At 73.1% G+C, this 13507-nt stretch carries 13 protein-coding genes; 9 read left to right on the top strand and 4 right to left on the bottom strand.

The window, feature by feature from the left end; translation table 11 throughout:
• Positions 1-26 precede the first annotated feature (26 nt).
• Positions 27-1220, bottom strand: coding sequence for a helix-turn-helix domain-containing protein (locus AB0K03_RS01655; RefSeq protein ID WP_364678932.1), 1194 nt, complete (start codon positions 1218-1220; stop codon positions 27-29).
• 111 nt (positions 1221-1331) lie between these two features.
• On the opposite strand from AB0K03_RS01655, the gene AB0K03_RS01650 reads away from it, so the two are divergent.
• Genes AB0K03_RS01650 through AB0K03_RS01640 form a run of 3 tightly spaced genes read left to right on the top strand, consistent with a single transcriptional unit; the run spans position 1332 to position 5149 of the window.
• A complete protein-coding gene (locus AB0K03_RS01650) occupies positions 1332-2405 on the top strand; it encodes a ferredoxin reductase (protein ID WP_364678929.1) in 1074 nt (357 codons plus the stop codon).
• Between the two features lie 10 nt (positions 2406-2415).
• A complete protein-coding gene (locus AB0K03_RS01645) occupies positions 2416-3600 on the top strand; it encodes an acyl-CoA desaturase (protein WP_364678926.1) in 1185 nt (394 codons plus the stop codon).
• 1 nt (position 3601) lies between these two features.
• Complete coding sequence (locus AB0K03_RS01640; protein WP_364678923.1) at positions 3602-5149, top strand: alpha-amylase family glycosyl hydrolase; 1548 nt, start codon at positions 3602-3604, stop codon at positions 5147-5149.
• Positions 5150-5152: 3 nt separating this feature from the next.
• Here AB0K03_RS01640 and AB0K03_RS01635 read toward each other — a convergent pair whose 3' ends face one another.
• Both AB0K03_RS01635 and AB0K03_RS01630 read right to left on the bottom strand, forming a co-directional pair.
• Complete coding sequence (locus AB0K03_RS01635; protein ID WP_364678920.1) at positions 5153-6403, bottom strand: FAD-binding protein; 1251 nt, start codon at positions 6401-6403, stop codon at positions 5153-5155.
• 60 nt (positions 6404-6463) lie between these two features.
• Positions 6464-7711 carry a YncE family protein gene (locus AB0K03_RS01630; protein ID WP_364678917.1) on the bottom strand — a complete coding sequence of 416 codons (1248 nt, stop codon included), beginning with the start codon at positions 7709-7711 and terminating at the stop codon, positions 6464-6466.
• A 141-nt stretch (positions 7712-7852) separates the two neighbouring features.
• On the opposite strand from AB0K03_RS01630, the gene AB0K03_RS01625 reads away from it, so the two are divergent.
• From AB0K03_RS01625 to AB0K03_RS01615, 3 genes are all read left to right on the top strand, one after another.
• Positions 7853-8983 carry a helix-turn-helix domain-containing protein gene (locus tag AB0K03_RS01625; protein WP_364678915.1) on the top strand — a complete coding sequence of 377 codons (1131 nt, stop codon included), beginning with the start codon at positions 7853-7855 and terminating at the stop codon, positions 8981-8983.
• 100 nt (positions 8984-9083) lie between these two features.
• Positions 9084-9731: a DUF6230 family protein gene (locus AB0K03_RS01620; RefSeq protein WP_364678912.1), complete on the top strand. Its 648-nt coding sequence runs from the start codon at positions 9084-9086 to the stop codon at positions 9729-9731.
• Positions 9732-9740: 9 nt separating this feature from the next.
• On the top strand, positions 9741-10445 hold the full coding sequence (locus AB0K03_RS01615) for a hypothetical protein (protein ID WP_364678909.1): 705 nt from the start codon (positions 9741-9743) through the stop codon (positions 10443-10445).
• Between the two features lie 3 nt (positions 10446-10448).
• Here the strand turns inward: AB0K03_RS01615 and AB0K03_RS01610 are convergent, their stop codons facing one another.
• Complete coding sequence (locus AB0K03_RS01610; RefSeq protein WP_364678906.1) at positions 10449-11135, bottom strand: TetR/AcrR family transcriptional regulator; 687 nt, start codon at positions 11133-11135, stop codon at positions 10449-10451.
• A gap of 172 nt (positions 11136-11307) precedes the next feature.
• Between AB0K03_RS01610 and AB0K03_RS01605 the strand changes: the two genes are divergently transcribed.
• From AB0K03_RS01605 to AB0K03_RS01595, 3 genes are read left to right on the top strand one after another with little or no spacing between them, the layout of a single operon-like run.
• A complete protein-coding gene (locus tag AB0K03_RS01605; RefSeq protein ID WP_364678903.1) occupies positions 11308-11820 on the top strand; it encodes a SigE family RNA polymerase sigma factor in 513 nt (170 codons plus the stop codon).
• Entirely contained in the window at positions 11813-12394 is a 582-nt protein-coding gene (locus tag AB0K03_RS01600; protein ID WP_364678900.1) for a hypothetical protein, read from the top strand. Before AB0K03_RS01605 ends, AB0K03_RS01600 begins: the two co-directional genes overlap by 8 nt.
• A complete protein-coding gene (locus AB0K03_RS01595) occupies positions 12391-13503 on the top strand; it encodes an acyltransferase (RefSeq protein WP_364678897.1) in 1113 nt (370 codons plus the stop codon). The genes AB0K03_RS01600 and AB0K03_RS01595 overlap by 4 nt, the downstream gene beginning before the upstream one ends.
• Positions 13504-13507: the final 4 nt, after the last annotated feature.

Here is a 13507-nt window from a genome sequence, read left to right as displayed (position 1 = left end):
GCTATACCGGGCCTATAAGGCGACCCTCAGGCGGGCGGGACGGCCAGCGCGACGGTCAGGATCTGCAGCCACTTCGGGTCGCGGAGGCGGTCGCCGTACAGCTCGCGGATGCGGGACATGCGGTAGCGGACCGTCTGCGGGTGGACGAACAGCTCCGCCGCCACGTCCTCGCGCCGGCCCTGGTGCAGCAGCCAGCTGCGCAGCGTCTCCACGAGCTTCTCCGCGGTCGCCTCGCGCTCGCCCTCCAGCGGGGCCAGCGCCTGGGTGCGCAGATCCTTCAGCGCCTGCGGGTCCGCCGTGACGACCAGCGCCAGCAGGTGGTCCTCGGTGTCGGTGACCGCGCCGCGGCGGGGACGGCGGACCAGGCCGCTGACGCGTACGGCCCGCAGGAACGACTCGCGGGCCCGCAGCCACGGGCGGGGCGGGCCGATCACCGCGCCGCTGCCGCCCAGCAGGCGCATCACGTGCGCGCGCCCGGGACCCTGGGCGTCCGGGACGAGCAGCACCGACGTGTCCGGCATCTCCGGGCCGGCCTCGGCCACCTGCAGCGTGCGCGGGTCGAGCAGGTCGGCCAGCGCCCGGGCCGCGCGCTCCGGCGCCAGCACCGCGGTCAGGGTCTGGGGCGGCACCCAGTCGGCGCGCTCCGCCGCGGCGATCACCGCGTGCACCGGCTCGCCGGCGATCAGCGCCTGCGCGAGCAGCTCCAGATGGCGCCGGCGGGCCCGGCCGGAGGACGCCAGCTCGTCGGCGTGCCCCGCGACGCTGGCCGCCGACAGCTCGTCGATGTACGCGAACACCAGCTCGGCGAAGTGCGCGATGGTGGACGCGGGTTGACCGTTCGCCACGCTGATCGCCGCGAGCTCCCGCCAGGAGACCCGGGCCCCCACCCGGTACGCCGCCAGCAAGGCGTCCAGGCTGCGCCCCGAGCGGGCCTCGCCGCGGCCCAGCGCGTACGCCGCCTCGAGCGCCGGGGTCAGCGGCGCGCCGGGGTCCGGGCCGGCCGCCCGGGAGACCAGCTCGAGGAAGGTGCCGAGGGCGGCGCGGACCGCCTTCTCGATCTTCGCGCCGAGCTCGCCGGTGAACGCCTCCGCGTACGCCGGGACCTCGGCGGTGATCGCCGCGATGGTCTGCACGGCCACGTCGGGCAGTCCTTCGCGCAGGGGTGCGACGATCTCCCCGGAGAGCCGGAAAGCGCGCACGTCGGGGAGCGTCGGTTCCATGAGCTGCCTCGCCGTTTAGCCACCGCATCTTGTACCGACCGAACAATAACCCCCGCGGGATTCACTTCGACAGGTCAGGTCTTCGTTCCCCCATCACAGCATGCTGAGAACATGGCTGTTACGCAGACCCTGCGGTCCGGGGCCTGGCGGGTCGTGGAGCTGATCACGACCCCGCTCGTCCCGGCCGACTACCTCGACGCCGTCGCCCCGCTGCGCAACCCCTCGGTGCTGCGCGCGAAGATCGAGGCGGCCCATCCCGAGACCGCCGACAGCGTCACGCTCACCCTGCGCCCCGGGCGCGGCTGGCGTCCGCACGTCCCGGGCCAGTACGTCCGCCTCGGCGTCGACGTGGACGGCGTGCGGCTGTGGCGCTCGTACTCGGTGACCAGCGCGCCCGGCGGCCGTGACGGCCGCTTCACCGTGACCGTCAACGCCGTGCCCGGCGGCAAGGTCAGCACGCACCTGGTCCGGCGCGCCCGGGCCGGGACGATCGTGCACCTGGACCTGCCGGCCGGCGAGTTCACGCTGCCGGCCACCCGGCCGGGCAAGGCGCTGTTCGTGACCGCCGGCAGCGGCATCACCCCGGTCATGGGCATGCTGCGCAGCCACCTGGACGAACTCGGCGACGTCGTGGTCGTGCACTCCGCGCGCACGCCGGAGGCCGCGGTCTTCGGCGCCGAGCTGCGCGCGCTGGCCGGGCAGGGCCGCATCCGCCTGATCGAGCGGCACACCGCCACCCAGGGCCGCATCAAGGCCGCGGACCTGGACGAGCTGGTGCCCGACCGCGCCGAGCGCGAGACGTGGGCGTGCGGCCCCAACGAACTGCTCGACGACATCGAGGCGCACTGGGCGCAGACCGGCGCCGGCGGCCCGCTGCACACCGAGCGCTTCCGGCCGACCGTCGTGGCGGACGGCGCCGCCGGCGGGAGCGTCACCTTCACCCGTGCCGGGAAGACCGTCGCGGCCGGCGGGGGCGAGCCGCTGCTCGACGCCGGTGAGGCCGCGGGCGTGCTCATGCCCTCCGGCTGCCGCATGGGCATCTGCTTCAAGTGCGTGCTGCCGCTGCGCGAGGGCGCCGTACGCGACCTGCGCGACGGCCAGCTCACCGTCGCCGAGCCCGGGGACAACATCCCCGTCCAGACCTGCATCAACGCCGCGGCCGGCGACTGCCGTATCGACCTGTAGGAGAACCAGCGTGACCACACTGCAGCGCAAGGACGTCAACCCGATCGCCCACCTCACCCCCGAGGACATCGAGCAGATCGGCATCGAGCTCGACGCGATCCGCGACGAGATCATCGAGAGCCGCGGCGAGAGCGACGCGCGCTACATCCGCAAGGTGATCTCCGTGCAGCGGCGCCTGGAGCTGGGCAGCCGCGCGGTCCTGCTCTTCTCGCTGTTCCCGCCGGCCTGGCTGGTGGGCACGGCCGGGCTGTCGATCGCCAAGATCCTCGAGAACATGGAGATCGGCCACAACGTCATGCACGGCCAGTGGGACTGGATGCGGGACCCGAAGATCCACTCGACCAAGTGGGAGTGGGACAACGCCTCGCCCGCCGAGCAGTGGAAGCACTCGCACAACGAGCTGCACCACACGTACACCAACGTGGTCGGGCGCGACAACGACCTCGGGTACGGCATCATGCGCGTCGACGAGGACCAGCCGTGGACGCCGGCGTACCTCGGGCAGCCGCTCTACAACTTCATCAACGCCTGCTTCTTCGAGTACGGCATCGCCGCGTACGACCTGGAGCTCGGCCGCAACCTGAAGACGAAGAAGCGGCGCCGCGCGCCGGAGTTCCGGGCCGCGCTCAAGAAGACCCGCAACAAGATCGGCCGGCAGATCCTCAAGGACTACGTGATCCACCCGGCGCTGTCCGGCCCGTCGTTCCTGCACACCATCGCCGCGAACGCCGTGGCCAACCTGGTCCGCAACCTGTGGACGCACTCGGTGATCATGTGCGGCCACTTCCCCAACGGCGTGGAGACCTTCGAGCGCACGTCGATCGAGGGCGAGACCCGCGGCGAGTGGTACCTGCGCCAGATGCTGGGCTCCGCGAACATCAGCGGCAGCAAGGCGATGCACATCATGACCGGCAACCTGTCGCACCAGATCGAGCACCACCTCTTCCCGGACCTGCCGAGCAACCGGTACGCCGAGATCGCCCCGAAGGTGCGCGCGCTCTTCGAGAAGTACGAGCTGAAGTACGTCACCGGCCCGCTACCCAAGCAGGTCGCGTCCGCGTGGGCGAAGGTGTTCCGGCTGGCGCTGCCCAACCGCGGGCCGGCGTCCGTACGCCCGCCGCGCAAGCAGATCGACCCGAGCCTGCCGAAGGTCGCCCGCTGGCAGCGCGCGGAGGCCAAGCCGGCGAACTCCTGAGGTGTCACCGTGGTGGCGTGACGCCGTCGTCTACCAGATCTACCCGCGCTCGTTCGCGGACTCCGGCGGCGACGGCGTCGGCGACCTCGCCGGCATCACCGAGCGGCTGGGGCACGTCGCCGGGCTCGGCGCCGGCGCGGTCTGGCTGACCCCGTTCCAGCGGTCACCGCAGGCCGACCACGGGTACGACGTCAGCGACTACTGCGACGTCGACCCGCTCTTCGGCGACCTCGCGGCGTTCGACGCGCTCGTCGCCGAGGCGCACACCCGCGGCCTGCGGGTCATCGCCGACCTCGTGCCCAACCACTGCTCGGACCGGCACCCGCTGTTCCGCGCGGCGCTCGCGGCCGGGCCGGGCAGCGCCGAACGGGCCCGCTTCCACTTCGCCGACGGCCGCGGCCCGCACGGCGCCGAGCCGCCGAACAACTGGCCCAGCGTGTTCGGCGGCCCGGCCTGGACCCGGGTCACCGAGCCGGACGGCCGCCCGGGCCAGTGGTACCTGCACCTGTACGCGCCGCAGCAGCCCGACTGGAACTGGCGGGACCCGCGTACCGCGCCGTTCTTCGACGACGTGCTGCGGTTCTGGTTCGACCGCGGCGTCGACGGGCTGCGCATCGATGTGGCGCACGGGCTGTTCAAGGCCGAGGGCCTGCCCGGCCTCGCCGATCCCGCAGCCGTCCCGCCGATGCGTCTGCGCGGCAACCCCCTGGCGTGCGACCAGGAGGAAGTGCACGACGTGTACCGGCGGTGGCGGCGCCTCGCCGACTCGTACGACCCGCCACGCGCGCTGATCGGCGAGGTCAACCTCGACCCGGAGCGGGCCGCCCGGTACGTCCGCGCGGACGAACTGCACCAGGCCTTCGCCTTCGCCCTCGTCACCGCCCCCTGGGACGCGCGCCACTGGCTCGAGGTGGGCACCCGCCTGCTCACCCGGCCCCCGGTCACGTGGGTGGTGGAGAACCACGACGTCACGCGTACGCCCACCCGCTACGGCAACCCGGCCCGCGCCCGTGCCGCCCTGCTGGCGATCCTGGCGCTGCCCGGGGCCGCGTACCTCTACCAGGGGCAGGAACTCGGCCTGCCCGAGGCCGACGTGCCGGCGGACGAGCGGCAGGACCCGGCCTGGACCCGGTCGGGCCTGAGCCGCGACGGCTGCCGGGTGCCCCTGCCGTGGCGGCGCGACCCGGCCGGCGCGTTCGGCTTCTCCCCCACCGGCGCGGCGCCGCCCTGGCTGCCGGTGCCGCCGGACTGGGGCGAACACTCGGTGGAGGCCGCCCCGCCGGCCCTGGCGCTGTGCCGCGCGGCGATCGCCCTGCGCCACCGGCTGCACGGCGACGGTGTGCTGCGGGCCGCCGACACCGTCCAGTGGGCCGTGCACGACGGTGGCCTGCTGGTCGCCGTACGGGAAAATGCTCTGACCCTGGCCGTCGCCATGGGCGACCGTCCCGTCCCGCTGCCGCCCGGCGAGGTCCTGCTGACCAGCGACCCGCTCACCGACGCCGGCCTCCTGCCGCCGGACACGGCGGCCTGGCTGCGCCCGCCGGGCTGAGGCTCAGTCGAGCAGGGCGTCCAGCCAGGGGTTGCGGAAGACGCGCTGCGGGTCGTATTCGTGGGTGAGGGCGACGAAGTCGGCGAAGCGCTCGTACTGCGCGCGGATCGTCTCCGGGGCCGCGGTGAAGACCTTGCCCAGGTGCGGACGGGGGTCGAACGGCGCCAGGGCCTCCTCCAGCTTCGCCACGACCGGCAGGACCGCCTCGGTGTCGGCGATCCACGTGAAGTGCAGGGCGAAGGTGTCGCGCCGGTAGTTGGGGCTGAGCCACAGCTCGTCCGCGGCGATGGTGCGCAGCTCGCAGATCTGCAGGACCGATGCCACGTCGGCGCCGATCGCGGCCACCGCGTCGACGGCCTCCAGGGCGCGGTCGCGGGGGACGTGGTATTCCGACTGCAGCTCCTCGCCGCTGCTCGGGGTGAACTCCATGCGGAAGTGCGGCAGGCGGGTGTGCCAGGGGCCGGGCTCGCCGGTCTGGTCGGTCGCGTTCATCGCCGGCATGCCGGGGACCGGGTGGCGCGGGCCGTCGGCGCGGGTGGCGCCGTACCAGTCCCCCGGCGGCATCGGGTCGCGGCGCTTGAGCCACGCCATGGTGATGTCCGGGGTGGTCCAGGTCGTGAAGAGGCTGACGCTGTAGCCGTCGGCGAGGATGGCGGGCAGGTGGGCCTCGACCGCGGCGCGCGGGAGGCGGTCGTAGACGTACTGGCGGATGTCGTACGCCGGTTCGACGTCGAGGGTGATCGCGGTGAGGACGCCGAGCGCGCCGAGGTGCACGACCGCGCCGCGGAAGGTGTCGCCGTCGGTGTCGCGGCTCAGCGTGACCAGTTTGCCGTCGCCGGCGACGAACTCGATGGCCGAGACCGCGGTGGCGAGGTTGCCGTTGCGCACGCCGGAGCCGTGGGTGGCCGTCGCGATCGCCCCGGCGACCGAGATGTGCGGCAGCGACGCGGTGTTGTGCAGGGCGAGACCCTCCGCCTGCAGCCGGCCGGCCAGGTCACCGTAGCGGGTGCCGCCGTCGACGCGGACCGAGGTGCGGTCCGCGCTGATCTCGGCGACGCGCGGCAGGCCGGCGAGCGAGACGAGGTCGCCGCCGGTGTCGGCCATCCGGTTGAAGGAGTGGCCGCTGCCGAGGACCTTGACCGGGCCCCCGGCCGCCACGATCTCCTGCACCTGCTCGACGGTGGCCGGCCGGTGCAGCCGCCGCGCGCCGAAGACGATGTTCCCGGCCCAGTTGGTGACCCGTTCGTCGCTCATGACCCCAGCACATCACGCCGCGGGCCGGATCGCCCATCCGCCGCCGGAGATCACGCCGGGTCAGGGGGCGACCCAGTCCGCCGCGACGTGCCCGATCCGCACCCGCTGGGGGTGGTCGCCGACGCCCACCGAGGCGACCTTGCGGCCGGTGGCGAAGTCGATCGCGGTGACCCGGTCGGCGCCGGACTCGGAGATCACACAGCTGCGGCCGTCGCCGCTGACGGTCGCCCAGTACGGCTTGCTCGCCGGTACGAGCTCACCCGGGTTCAGCGTGGCCCGGTCGACGATCGTGACGTAGTCGTCCATCGTCCCGGCCACGCAGAGGCGGCTGCCGTCGGGGCTGATCGAGAGCCCGTGGTGGCGCGAGTCGTTGACCCAGGTCGTCCGGTCCGGGTTGGTGGCCGGGTTCTTGGGCAGCTCGCGGACGCGGGTGACCCGGTCGCTCGCCACGTCGTACTCGACGAGCCCGGCGAAGAACGACACCTGGAAGTACAGCTTCGACTCGTCCGGGGTGAACACCGCGGGGCGGACCGCGTCGGACAGGTCGCTGCGGCCGAAGGCGTCGAGGCGCGGGCGCATGTCGATCGTGCGTACGGTCCGGAAGGTCTTGGTGTCCACGACCGTGATGTGCCGGTCGCCCTTGGTCCAGTCCGAGGCGGGGTCGTCGAGCGAGGTGTTGACCTCGCCGATCGACATGTTCCACAGGGTCCGGCCGCCGTCGGTGTAGATGTTCTCGTGCGGCTTGTCGCCCGCGGCGAACGACCCGAGCTGGCGGCCGGTGACGATGTCCAGCACGTGCACGGTGTTGGAGGTCGACGCGGAGACGGCCACCGCCGTGCCGTCGGGCGAGACGGCCATGTGGTCGGAGCGGTAGCCGGAGACCGGGAAGCGCCAGCGGATCGCCCCGGTGGCCAGGTCGATCGAGACCACGTCGGCGAAGCTGGGCCGCGACACCACGAGCGCGCTGCCGTCCGGCGTCGTGTACATGTCGTCGACCAGCTGGTCGTGGCCCTCGCCGGGGCCGAGCTGCACGCCGAGGTAGTAGGCGAGCTTGATCGGGTTGAGGTAGATCTCCCAGAGCCGGTCGCTCTTGTCGGGCACCACGTCGAGCCGGCCGATCTTCGCGAAGTCGCCGCGGGAGGCGATGACGTCGACCGTGCCCTCCCAGTTGTTGCCGACGAACATGACCTCGCGCAGGGCCGGCGCCGCGGCCGCCGGCGTGCCGGCCGCGGCCGGCAGCAGACCCAGGGCGGCGGCGAGCACGGTGGCCAGGGCACGCTTCTTCTTCGGTACGGACGCAGCGCTCACGGACGCCTCCCGTGCGTCGGGCGGGCGCGCCGCGGGATGTTCCGCCCGGCGTCCCGCGATGTTACTTTGCGGTAACGCATAGGGAACAATGAATGGCCCGGCGCCGGTAGAGGACGGGGTCCAATGCAGCAGCCTCCCGTTGTGCATGACCCACAACCGCACGAGGACGCGCTCTCGGGTCTGCTCGCCGACCTGGCGCGCGACGAGCGGCTCGCCGACGACGTCACCCGCGCCGCCCGCGTCGGCGATCCGGAGATCGCCCGGCTGCCGTGGGAGGAGAGCCGGCGGCACGTGGACGCGTTGCTGCGGGCCGGGTTCGCCGCGTTCGCCCGCGACGGGGAGCCGGACTTCACCCAGGCCGACCGCTTCGGCGCCGAGCGGGCCGCGCTGGGGGTGCCGGTGGCCGCGCTGCTCACCGGCGTGCACGCCGGCCGCAGCCGGGTGCTCGAGGTCGCGGTGAGCCGGGGGCGGGCGGCGGGGATCCCGTACGACGTCATGCTGCACGCGCTGCTGCGCCTCGACCGGTACGGCGTCCAGCTCGAGCGGCGGGTGGTGGACGCGTACCGGGCGGCCGAGCGGGACCTGGGCCGCGACCACCGCGAGGCCCGCATCGCCGTGCTCCGCGCGCTGCTGCTCGGCGAGCAGGACGACGCGACGGTGCCGGACCCGGCGCGCTTCGGGCTGCGCCCCGGCGAGCGTTACCACTGCGTGGTGTCGGACGTGGCCGACCCGGCGGCGGCCCGGCGGCTGGAGCAGGCGTTCGCGCGGTGCGGCGGGGTTCTCGCGCCGGTCGCGGGACGGCTGAGCGGCCTCACCCCGCGCCTGCCCGCCGGTTCGCCCGCGCTGACGGTGAGCACCCCGGCGGTGCCGGTCGACCAGGCGCCGGCCGCGTACGCGCTCTGCCTGACCACGCTGCGCTCCGTCCGCGACCGCGGGCTCACCGGGCTGCACAGCGTCGTCGACCTGGCCACCGAGACCGCGCTGGCGGCCCAGCCGCTGCTGGCCGGGTTCCTCGGCGCGGCGCTGCTCGGCGCCCTCGAGCCGCGCGACGACTTCCACCGCGACCTCGCGGCGACCGCACTGACCTATCTGGACCACGGCCAGCGGCTCGACCGCACCGCGGACGCCCTCCACCTGCACCCGAACACGGTCCGCTACCGGCTGCGCCGCCTGCAGGAACTCACCGGTCTGCCGGACCATCCGACCGTGCCGGAGACCGTGCGGTGGTGGTGGGCGCTGCGATCGTGGCTTGCGGAACGGCCCGGACATTGACGAAGATTCATGTCTTGACGGTGCTTCCGGGCCGGGGTTAACGTCCGTCCATTCAGAAAAAGCAGCTTTTCTGGATCCCCTCCGACGGGAGTGACGTTCGATGCCCGACCATCACCCGACAGCCCCGGAAGGCGGCACCCGCTGGCGCCGATTCGCGCTCGTGATGGGCCTCAGCACGGTCGCCACCGCGGGCGTCGTCACGCTGATCTCGCACGGCGCGCTGGCGGCGACCTTCGTCGTCTCCGGCCAGCAGTTCAAGGTCAGCGCCGACGAGCTCGTGGCCACCGGCTTCGTCCAGTACGGCACGGTCGACGCCCGCCAGGAACCCGGCGGCTCGCAGCAGCCCGAGCCCGTCGCGGTCTCCGCCATGAAGACCGCGACGCTGAAGAACCTGTGCCAGTCGGTGGTCACCGACCTCGGCGACTTCGGCTCGGTGAGTCTCACCATCAAGGCCGGCACCGGCAGCCAGCCGGTGACCGCGAAGAACATGGTCGTCGACATGTCACAGCTCGGCGGCAACGCGAAGTTCGAGACCATCGAGATCGGCCGCGACGCGTCCACGCTGGACAAGGGCCCGAACGACATCCCGGGCGAGAAGGACCAGCGCCGCGAGGGCTTCTTCAGCCAGCAGGCCGACAAGGTCACGATCACCGATCTCAAGCAGGTCGCCTGGGCCACCTCGGCCGGCGAGTTCAACCTGCGCGACCTCAAGCTGGCCCTGCACTGGGGCAAGGACGAGTGCTTCTAGGGAGAACAGATGCAACCACTGCGCCGTAAGGGCGTCATCGCCGCCGTCGTGGGCCTCGGCCTGGGCGCGATGTCCGCCGCCCCGGCCTGGGCGCTCGCCCCGGGCACCACCGTCGGCCCGGCCGGGCACGCGTACACGGCCTCGCTGGTCGGCGGGACCACCGCGAAGTTCGTGGTCGGCAGCACCACGGTGACCTGCAACCAGTCCGGCAACACCGGCCAGGTGCCCGAGGCGCCCGGCAACACCGCCGCCGACGGGCCCGTCAGCTCCGCGCTGACCCCGGCCACGTTCAGCAACAACGGCGGCAACTGCCCGACCAACGTGCTGTTCACGACGGCGAAGACCGTCTCCAACAACACCAACGGCGACTGGACGATCGCCCTGCAGTACGACCCGGCCGGCTCGACCGGCACGATGACCATCCCCACCGCGGGCGTGGTCACCACGATCTCCGGTCTGGCCTCCTGCACGGTCACCGTGGCGCCGGACGGCCCGGCCTCGGTGAGCGGCCCGTGGGTCGACGGCACCGGCACCACCCCGCCGGTGCTCGACTTCTCGGCCGGCGTCAGCCTGCCGATCCGCGTGACCGGCGGCCTTACCTGCCCGACCGGCGCCACCACGGCGACGTTCTCGGCGAGTTACGCGGTCACCGACACCACCGACGCGGCCCAGCAGATCACGGTCACCGACGGCACGGTCGCGCCGCCCGAGTGAGCCTCACGCCGTGGCGGCCACCCGGGCCGCCACGGCCGGGCCCAGGAACGGCACCAGCACGAAGTACGTCAGGTCGGGCAGGCGGTCCGGCAACTCCGCCGCCCGGCCCGTGGACACCAGATCGAAGATGACCCCGTAGACGCCGGCCATCACGGCGTCGACGACCCCGGCGGGCACCTGCGGCCCGCCGGGGCGTCGCGGCACCTCGGCGAAGAACCCGGCGTAGCTCTCCAGCAGCGCGCGCCGGCGCTCCCGGGCCCGCGGGCCGGCGGCGAGCACCTCGACCACCGCCATGACCGCGAACGCCGGCTCGGCGGCGAGGATCCGCAGCAGCGTGTCGAGCCCGCGGTGGATCCGCTCGGGCCAGCGCGCAGGCCGGCTGAACGCCTCGGCGACGGCCTTCTGCATCAGGTCCACGCCCAGATCGAACGCGGCGAGCAGGCACGCCTCCTTGTCGGCGAAGTGCTCGTAGAAGGCCCGCGTGGACACGCCGGCCGCCGCGCACACCTCGGTCAGCGACGCGTTCGCGTACCCCTTCCGCGCCACCACGCGGGCCATCGCGTCGATGAGCCGATCACGCTGCGTACGCGAGACGAACTCGCGCGGCAGGTCGTGCCGGCCGCGGGGCAGCCGCGCCGGTCCGCGCGCCGCGCCGGAGCCCGGCAGACGCTGCTGCCCGACCTCGACCATGCTCCCCCTCGCTGCGCGAACCCCGTGACCAGCAGCCTAATGGACGCCGATATGTGCGATCCTCGCGTGCGCGCGGCGTGCTGAAGATTGCCTGCAACCTTGATCGCCGGTACCGCGTGTAGTGCCCATGACCACCACCACGGAGGGCCCTCCGAGGGGAGCACCAACGACGATGCCGGCGGCCGACCCCCCAGCGGACTTCGACGCGGTGTACGCCGCGCAGTACGCGGACCTCACCGTGCAGCTCTACGCGTACTTCGGCGACCGGCAGGAGGCCCAGGACGTCGTGCAGGAGGCGTTCTGCCGGGCCCTGCGCCGGTGGTCGTCGGTGTCGAAGTACGACGACCCGGTCGCCTGGGTCCGCCGGGTGGCGTGGAACCTGGCGGTCAGCCGATGGCGCCGCTCCCGTACGGCACTGTCCTTCGTGCGCCGGCAACGGCCACAGGAACCGCAGGTGGACGGTCCGAACACCGACCGGATCGAGCTGGTGGAGGCGCTGGCCACGCTGCCCCCGGCGCAGCGCCGCGCGATGGTCCTGCACTACCTGGGCGACCTGAGCGTCTCCGAGATCGCCGAGCGGGAGAGCGTCGCCGTCGGCACCGTGAAGTCCTGGCTGCACCGTGGCCGCGCGAGTCTGGCCGTCCAGCTGCACCAGCCCGACCAGCCGGAGGCCCGCCGTGCCTGACCCGCTCGCCCCCCTCTTCGAGGACCTGCGCCGCCAGGCGCTGCCCCGGGTCCAGGCGCCCGGCGCCGCGGCCGCCCGGCGCACGGTGCACCGGCGGGTGACCGTGCAGGCCGCCGCGCTCGCCGCCGTCGTGATGGCCGCCGGCGGCACGTTCATCGTCTCCCAGCGTGGCGGCGACGGCGGGACCCCGGCGGTCGCACCGAGTTCGATGGTGTCGGACTTCCCCGTGCCGGCCTCGTCTGCGGCCCTGTGGCAGGGGACCGACCAGGCCGGGATCGTCCACAGCCTGGTTCCCGGCGCCCAGCACTGGGACGTGATGGGCGAGGACACCCAGGATGTCGGGATGCAGGCCGGCAAGGGCGCGCACACCCTCCGGGTCGGTTGCTCCGGACCGGCGCCACTGGCGGTCACGATGCTGCTGAACGACAAGCTGGACCAGCAGCACACGATCGCGTGCACCGACTCCGGCGTCGTCCACGACTTCGGCTTCACCATGGCGCGCGCCGGCTCCGTCCGAGTCCTTCTCGGCGGGGGGCAGTTCGACGCGTACGCACTCAAGGTCACGAAGAAATGAGCCGGATCCGCCCGCGGCTGGCGGTGCTCGACGGCCTGCGCCTGGTCGCCGCGCTGGCCGTCCTCGCGTACCACTACACCGTGGCGTGGCGCATCGACGGCGTACGGCTCCCGGAGTACTTCCTGCCGCGGACCGTGCACGTCACCGTCTACGGCTTCCTCGGCGTCGAGCTGTTCTTCCTCATCAGCGGCTTCGTCATCTGCATGAGCAGCTGGGGGCGGACCCTGGGCGAGTTCTTCGCGTCCCGGGTGGGCCGGCTCTTCCCGGCCTACTGGGCGGCGGTGGTGATCACCGGCGTCGTCGCGCTCGCGTACCCGGTCACCGGGGGCGTCGCCGACGGTGACCGGCCGAGCCTCGTCGACCTGCTGGTCAACCTCACCATGCTGCAGCAGCCGCTCGGCCACGACCCGGTCGACGCGGTGTACTGGACGCTGTTCGTGGAGCTCAAGTTCTACCTGATCATGGCGGTGGTGCTGCTCCGCGGCCTGACGTACCGGCGGGCCGTGCTGCTGTGCGCCGGCTGGATGACGGCCGCCGTGCTCGCTCCCTCGCTGCAGAGCCCGGTGCTCAGCGGCCTGGTCATCAGCGACTACGCGCCGTACTTCATCGGGGGCATCGCCCTCTACCTCATCCACCGGTTCGGCCCCACCCCGCTGCTGTACGGCATCACCGGCTTCGCCTGGCTGGTCTGCCTGGCGCGGGTCGAGGACCGGCTCGAGGACGTCCGGGCGGGGTTCGCCGTACCGTCCTGGCCCGGCATGCTGATCATCACGGCGTGCTACGTGATCCTCCTGCTCGTGGCGCTCGGCCGCACGGACCGCATCCAGTGGCGGTGGCTCGGCGTGGCGGGCGCGCTGACCTATCCGCTCTACCTGCTGCACTGCCGGCTGGGGCACACGATCATCCGGGTCGCGTACGAGCACACCCGGGTCCCGGTGTGGACGCTCGTCGCCACCACCACGGCACTCATGCTGGGGCTCGCCTGGCTCGTGCACCGCTACGTCGAACGGCCCCTGGGTCGCCGCCTCCGCAACGCGATCCGTACGCCGCAGCTCGACTGGGAACCCGTCCCGCAGCGGGCACCGGCCCGCGAGCACGCCTCGGTGTGAGGCC

Origin of the sequence: Actinoplanes sp. NPDC049316 (assembly GCF_040677315.1) — a bacterium.
Classification (GTDB): domain Bacteria; phylum Actinomycetota; class Actinomycetes; order Mycobacteriales; family Micromonosporaceae; genus Actinoplanes.
The sequence above is the reverse complement of the archived record's forward strand: the minus strand, read 5'-3'. Positions and strand labels throughout refer to the sequence as shown.

Coding starts and splice junctions, on each gene's coding strand:
- AB0K03_RS01655 (WP_364678932.1), bottom strand. CDS start 1,220: ATGGAACCGACGCTCCCCGACGTGCGCGCTTTCCGGCTCTCCGGGGAG.
- AB0K03_RS01650 (WP_364678929.1), top strand. CDS start 1,332: ATGGCTGTTACGCAGACCCTGCGGTCCGGGGCCTGGCGGGTCGTGGAG.
- AB0K03_RS01635 (WP_364678920.1), bottom strand. CDS start 6,403: ATGAGCGACGAACGGGTCACCAACTGGGCCGGGAACATCGTCTTCGGC.
- AB0K03_RS01620 (WP_364678912.1), top strand. CDS start 9,084: ATGCCCGACCATCACCCGACAGCCCCGGAAGGCGGCACCCGCTGGCGC.
- AB0K03_RS01615 (WP_364678909.1), top strand. CDS start 9,741: ATGCAACCACTGCGCCGTAAGGGCGTCATCGCCGCCGTCGTGGGCCTC.
- AB0K03_RS01610 (WP_364678906.1), bottom strand. CDS start 11,135: ATGGTCGAGGTCGGGCAGCAGCGTCTGCCGGGCTCCGGCGCGGCGCGC.
- AB0K03_RS01605 (WP_364678903.1), top strand. CDS start 11,308: ATGCCGGCGGCCGACCCCCCAGCGGACTTCGACGCGGTGTACGCCGCG.
- AB0K03_RS01595 (WP_364678897.1), top strand. CDS start 12,391: ATGAGCCGGATCCGCCCGCGGCTGGCGGTGCTCGACGGCCTGCGCCTG.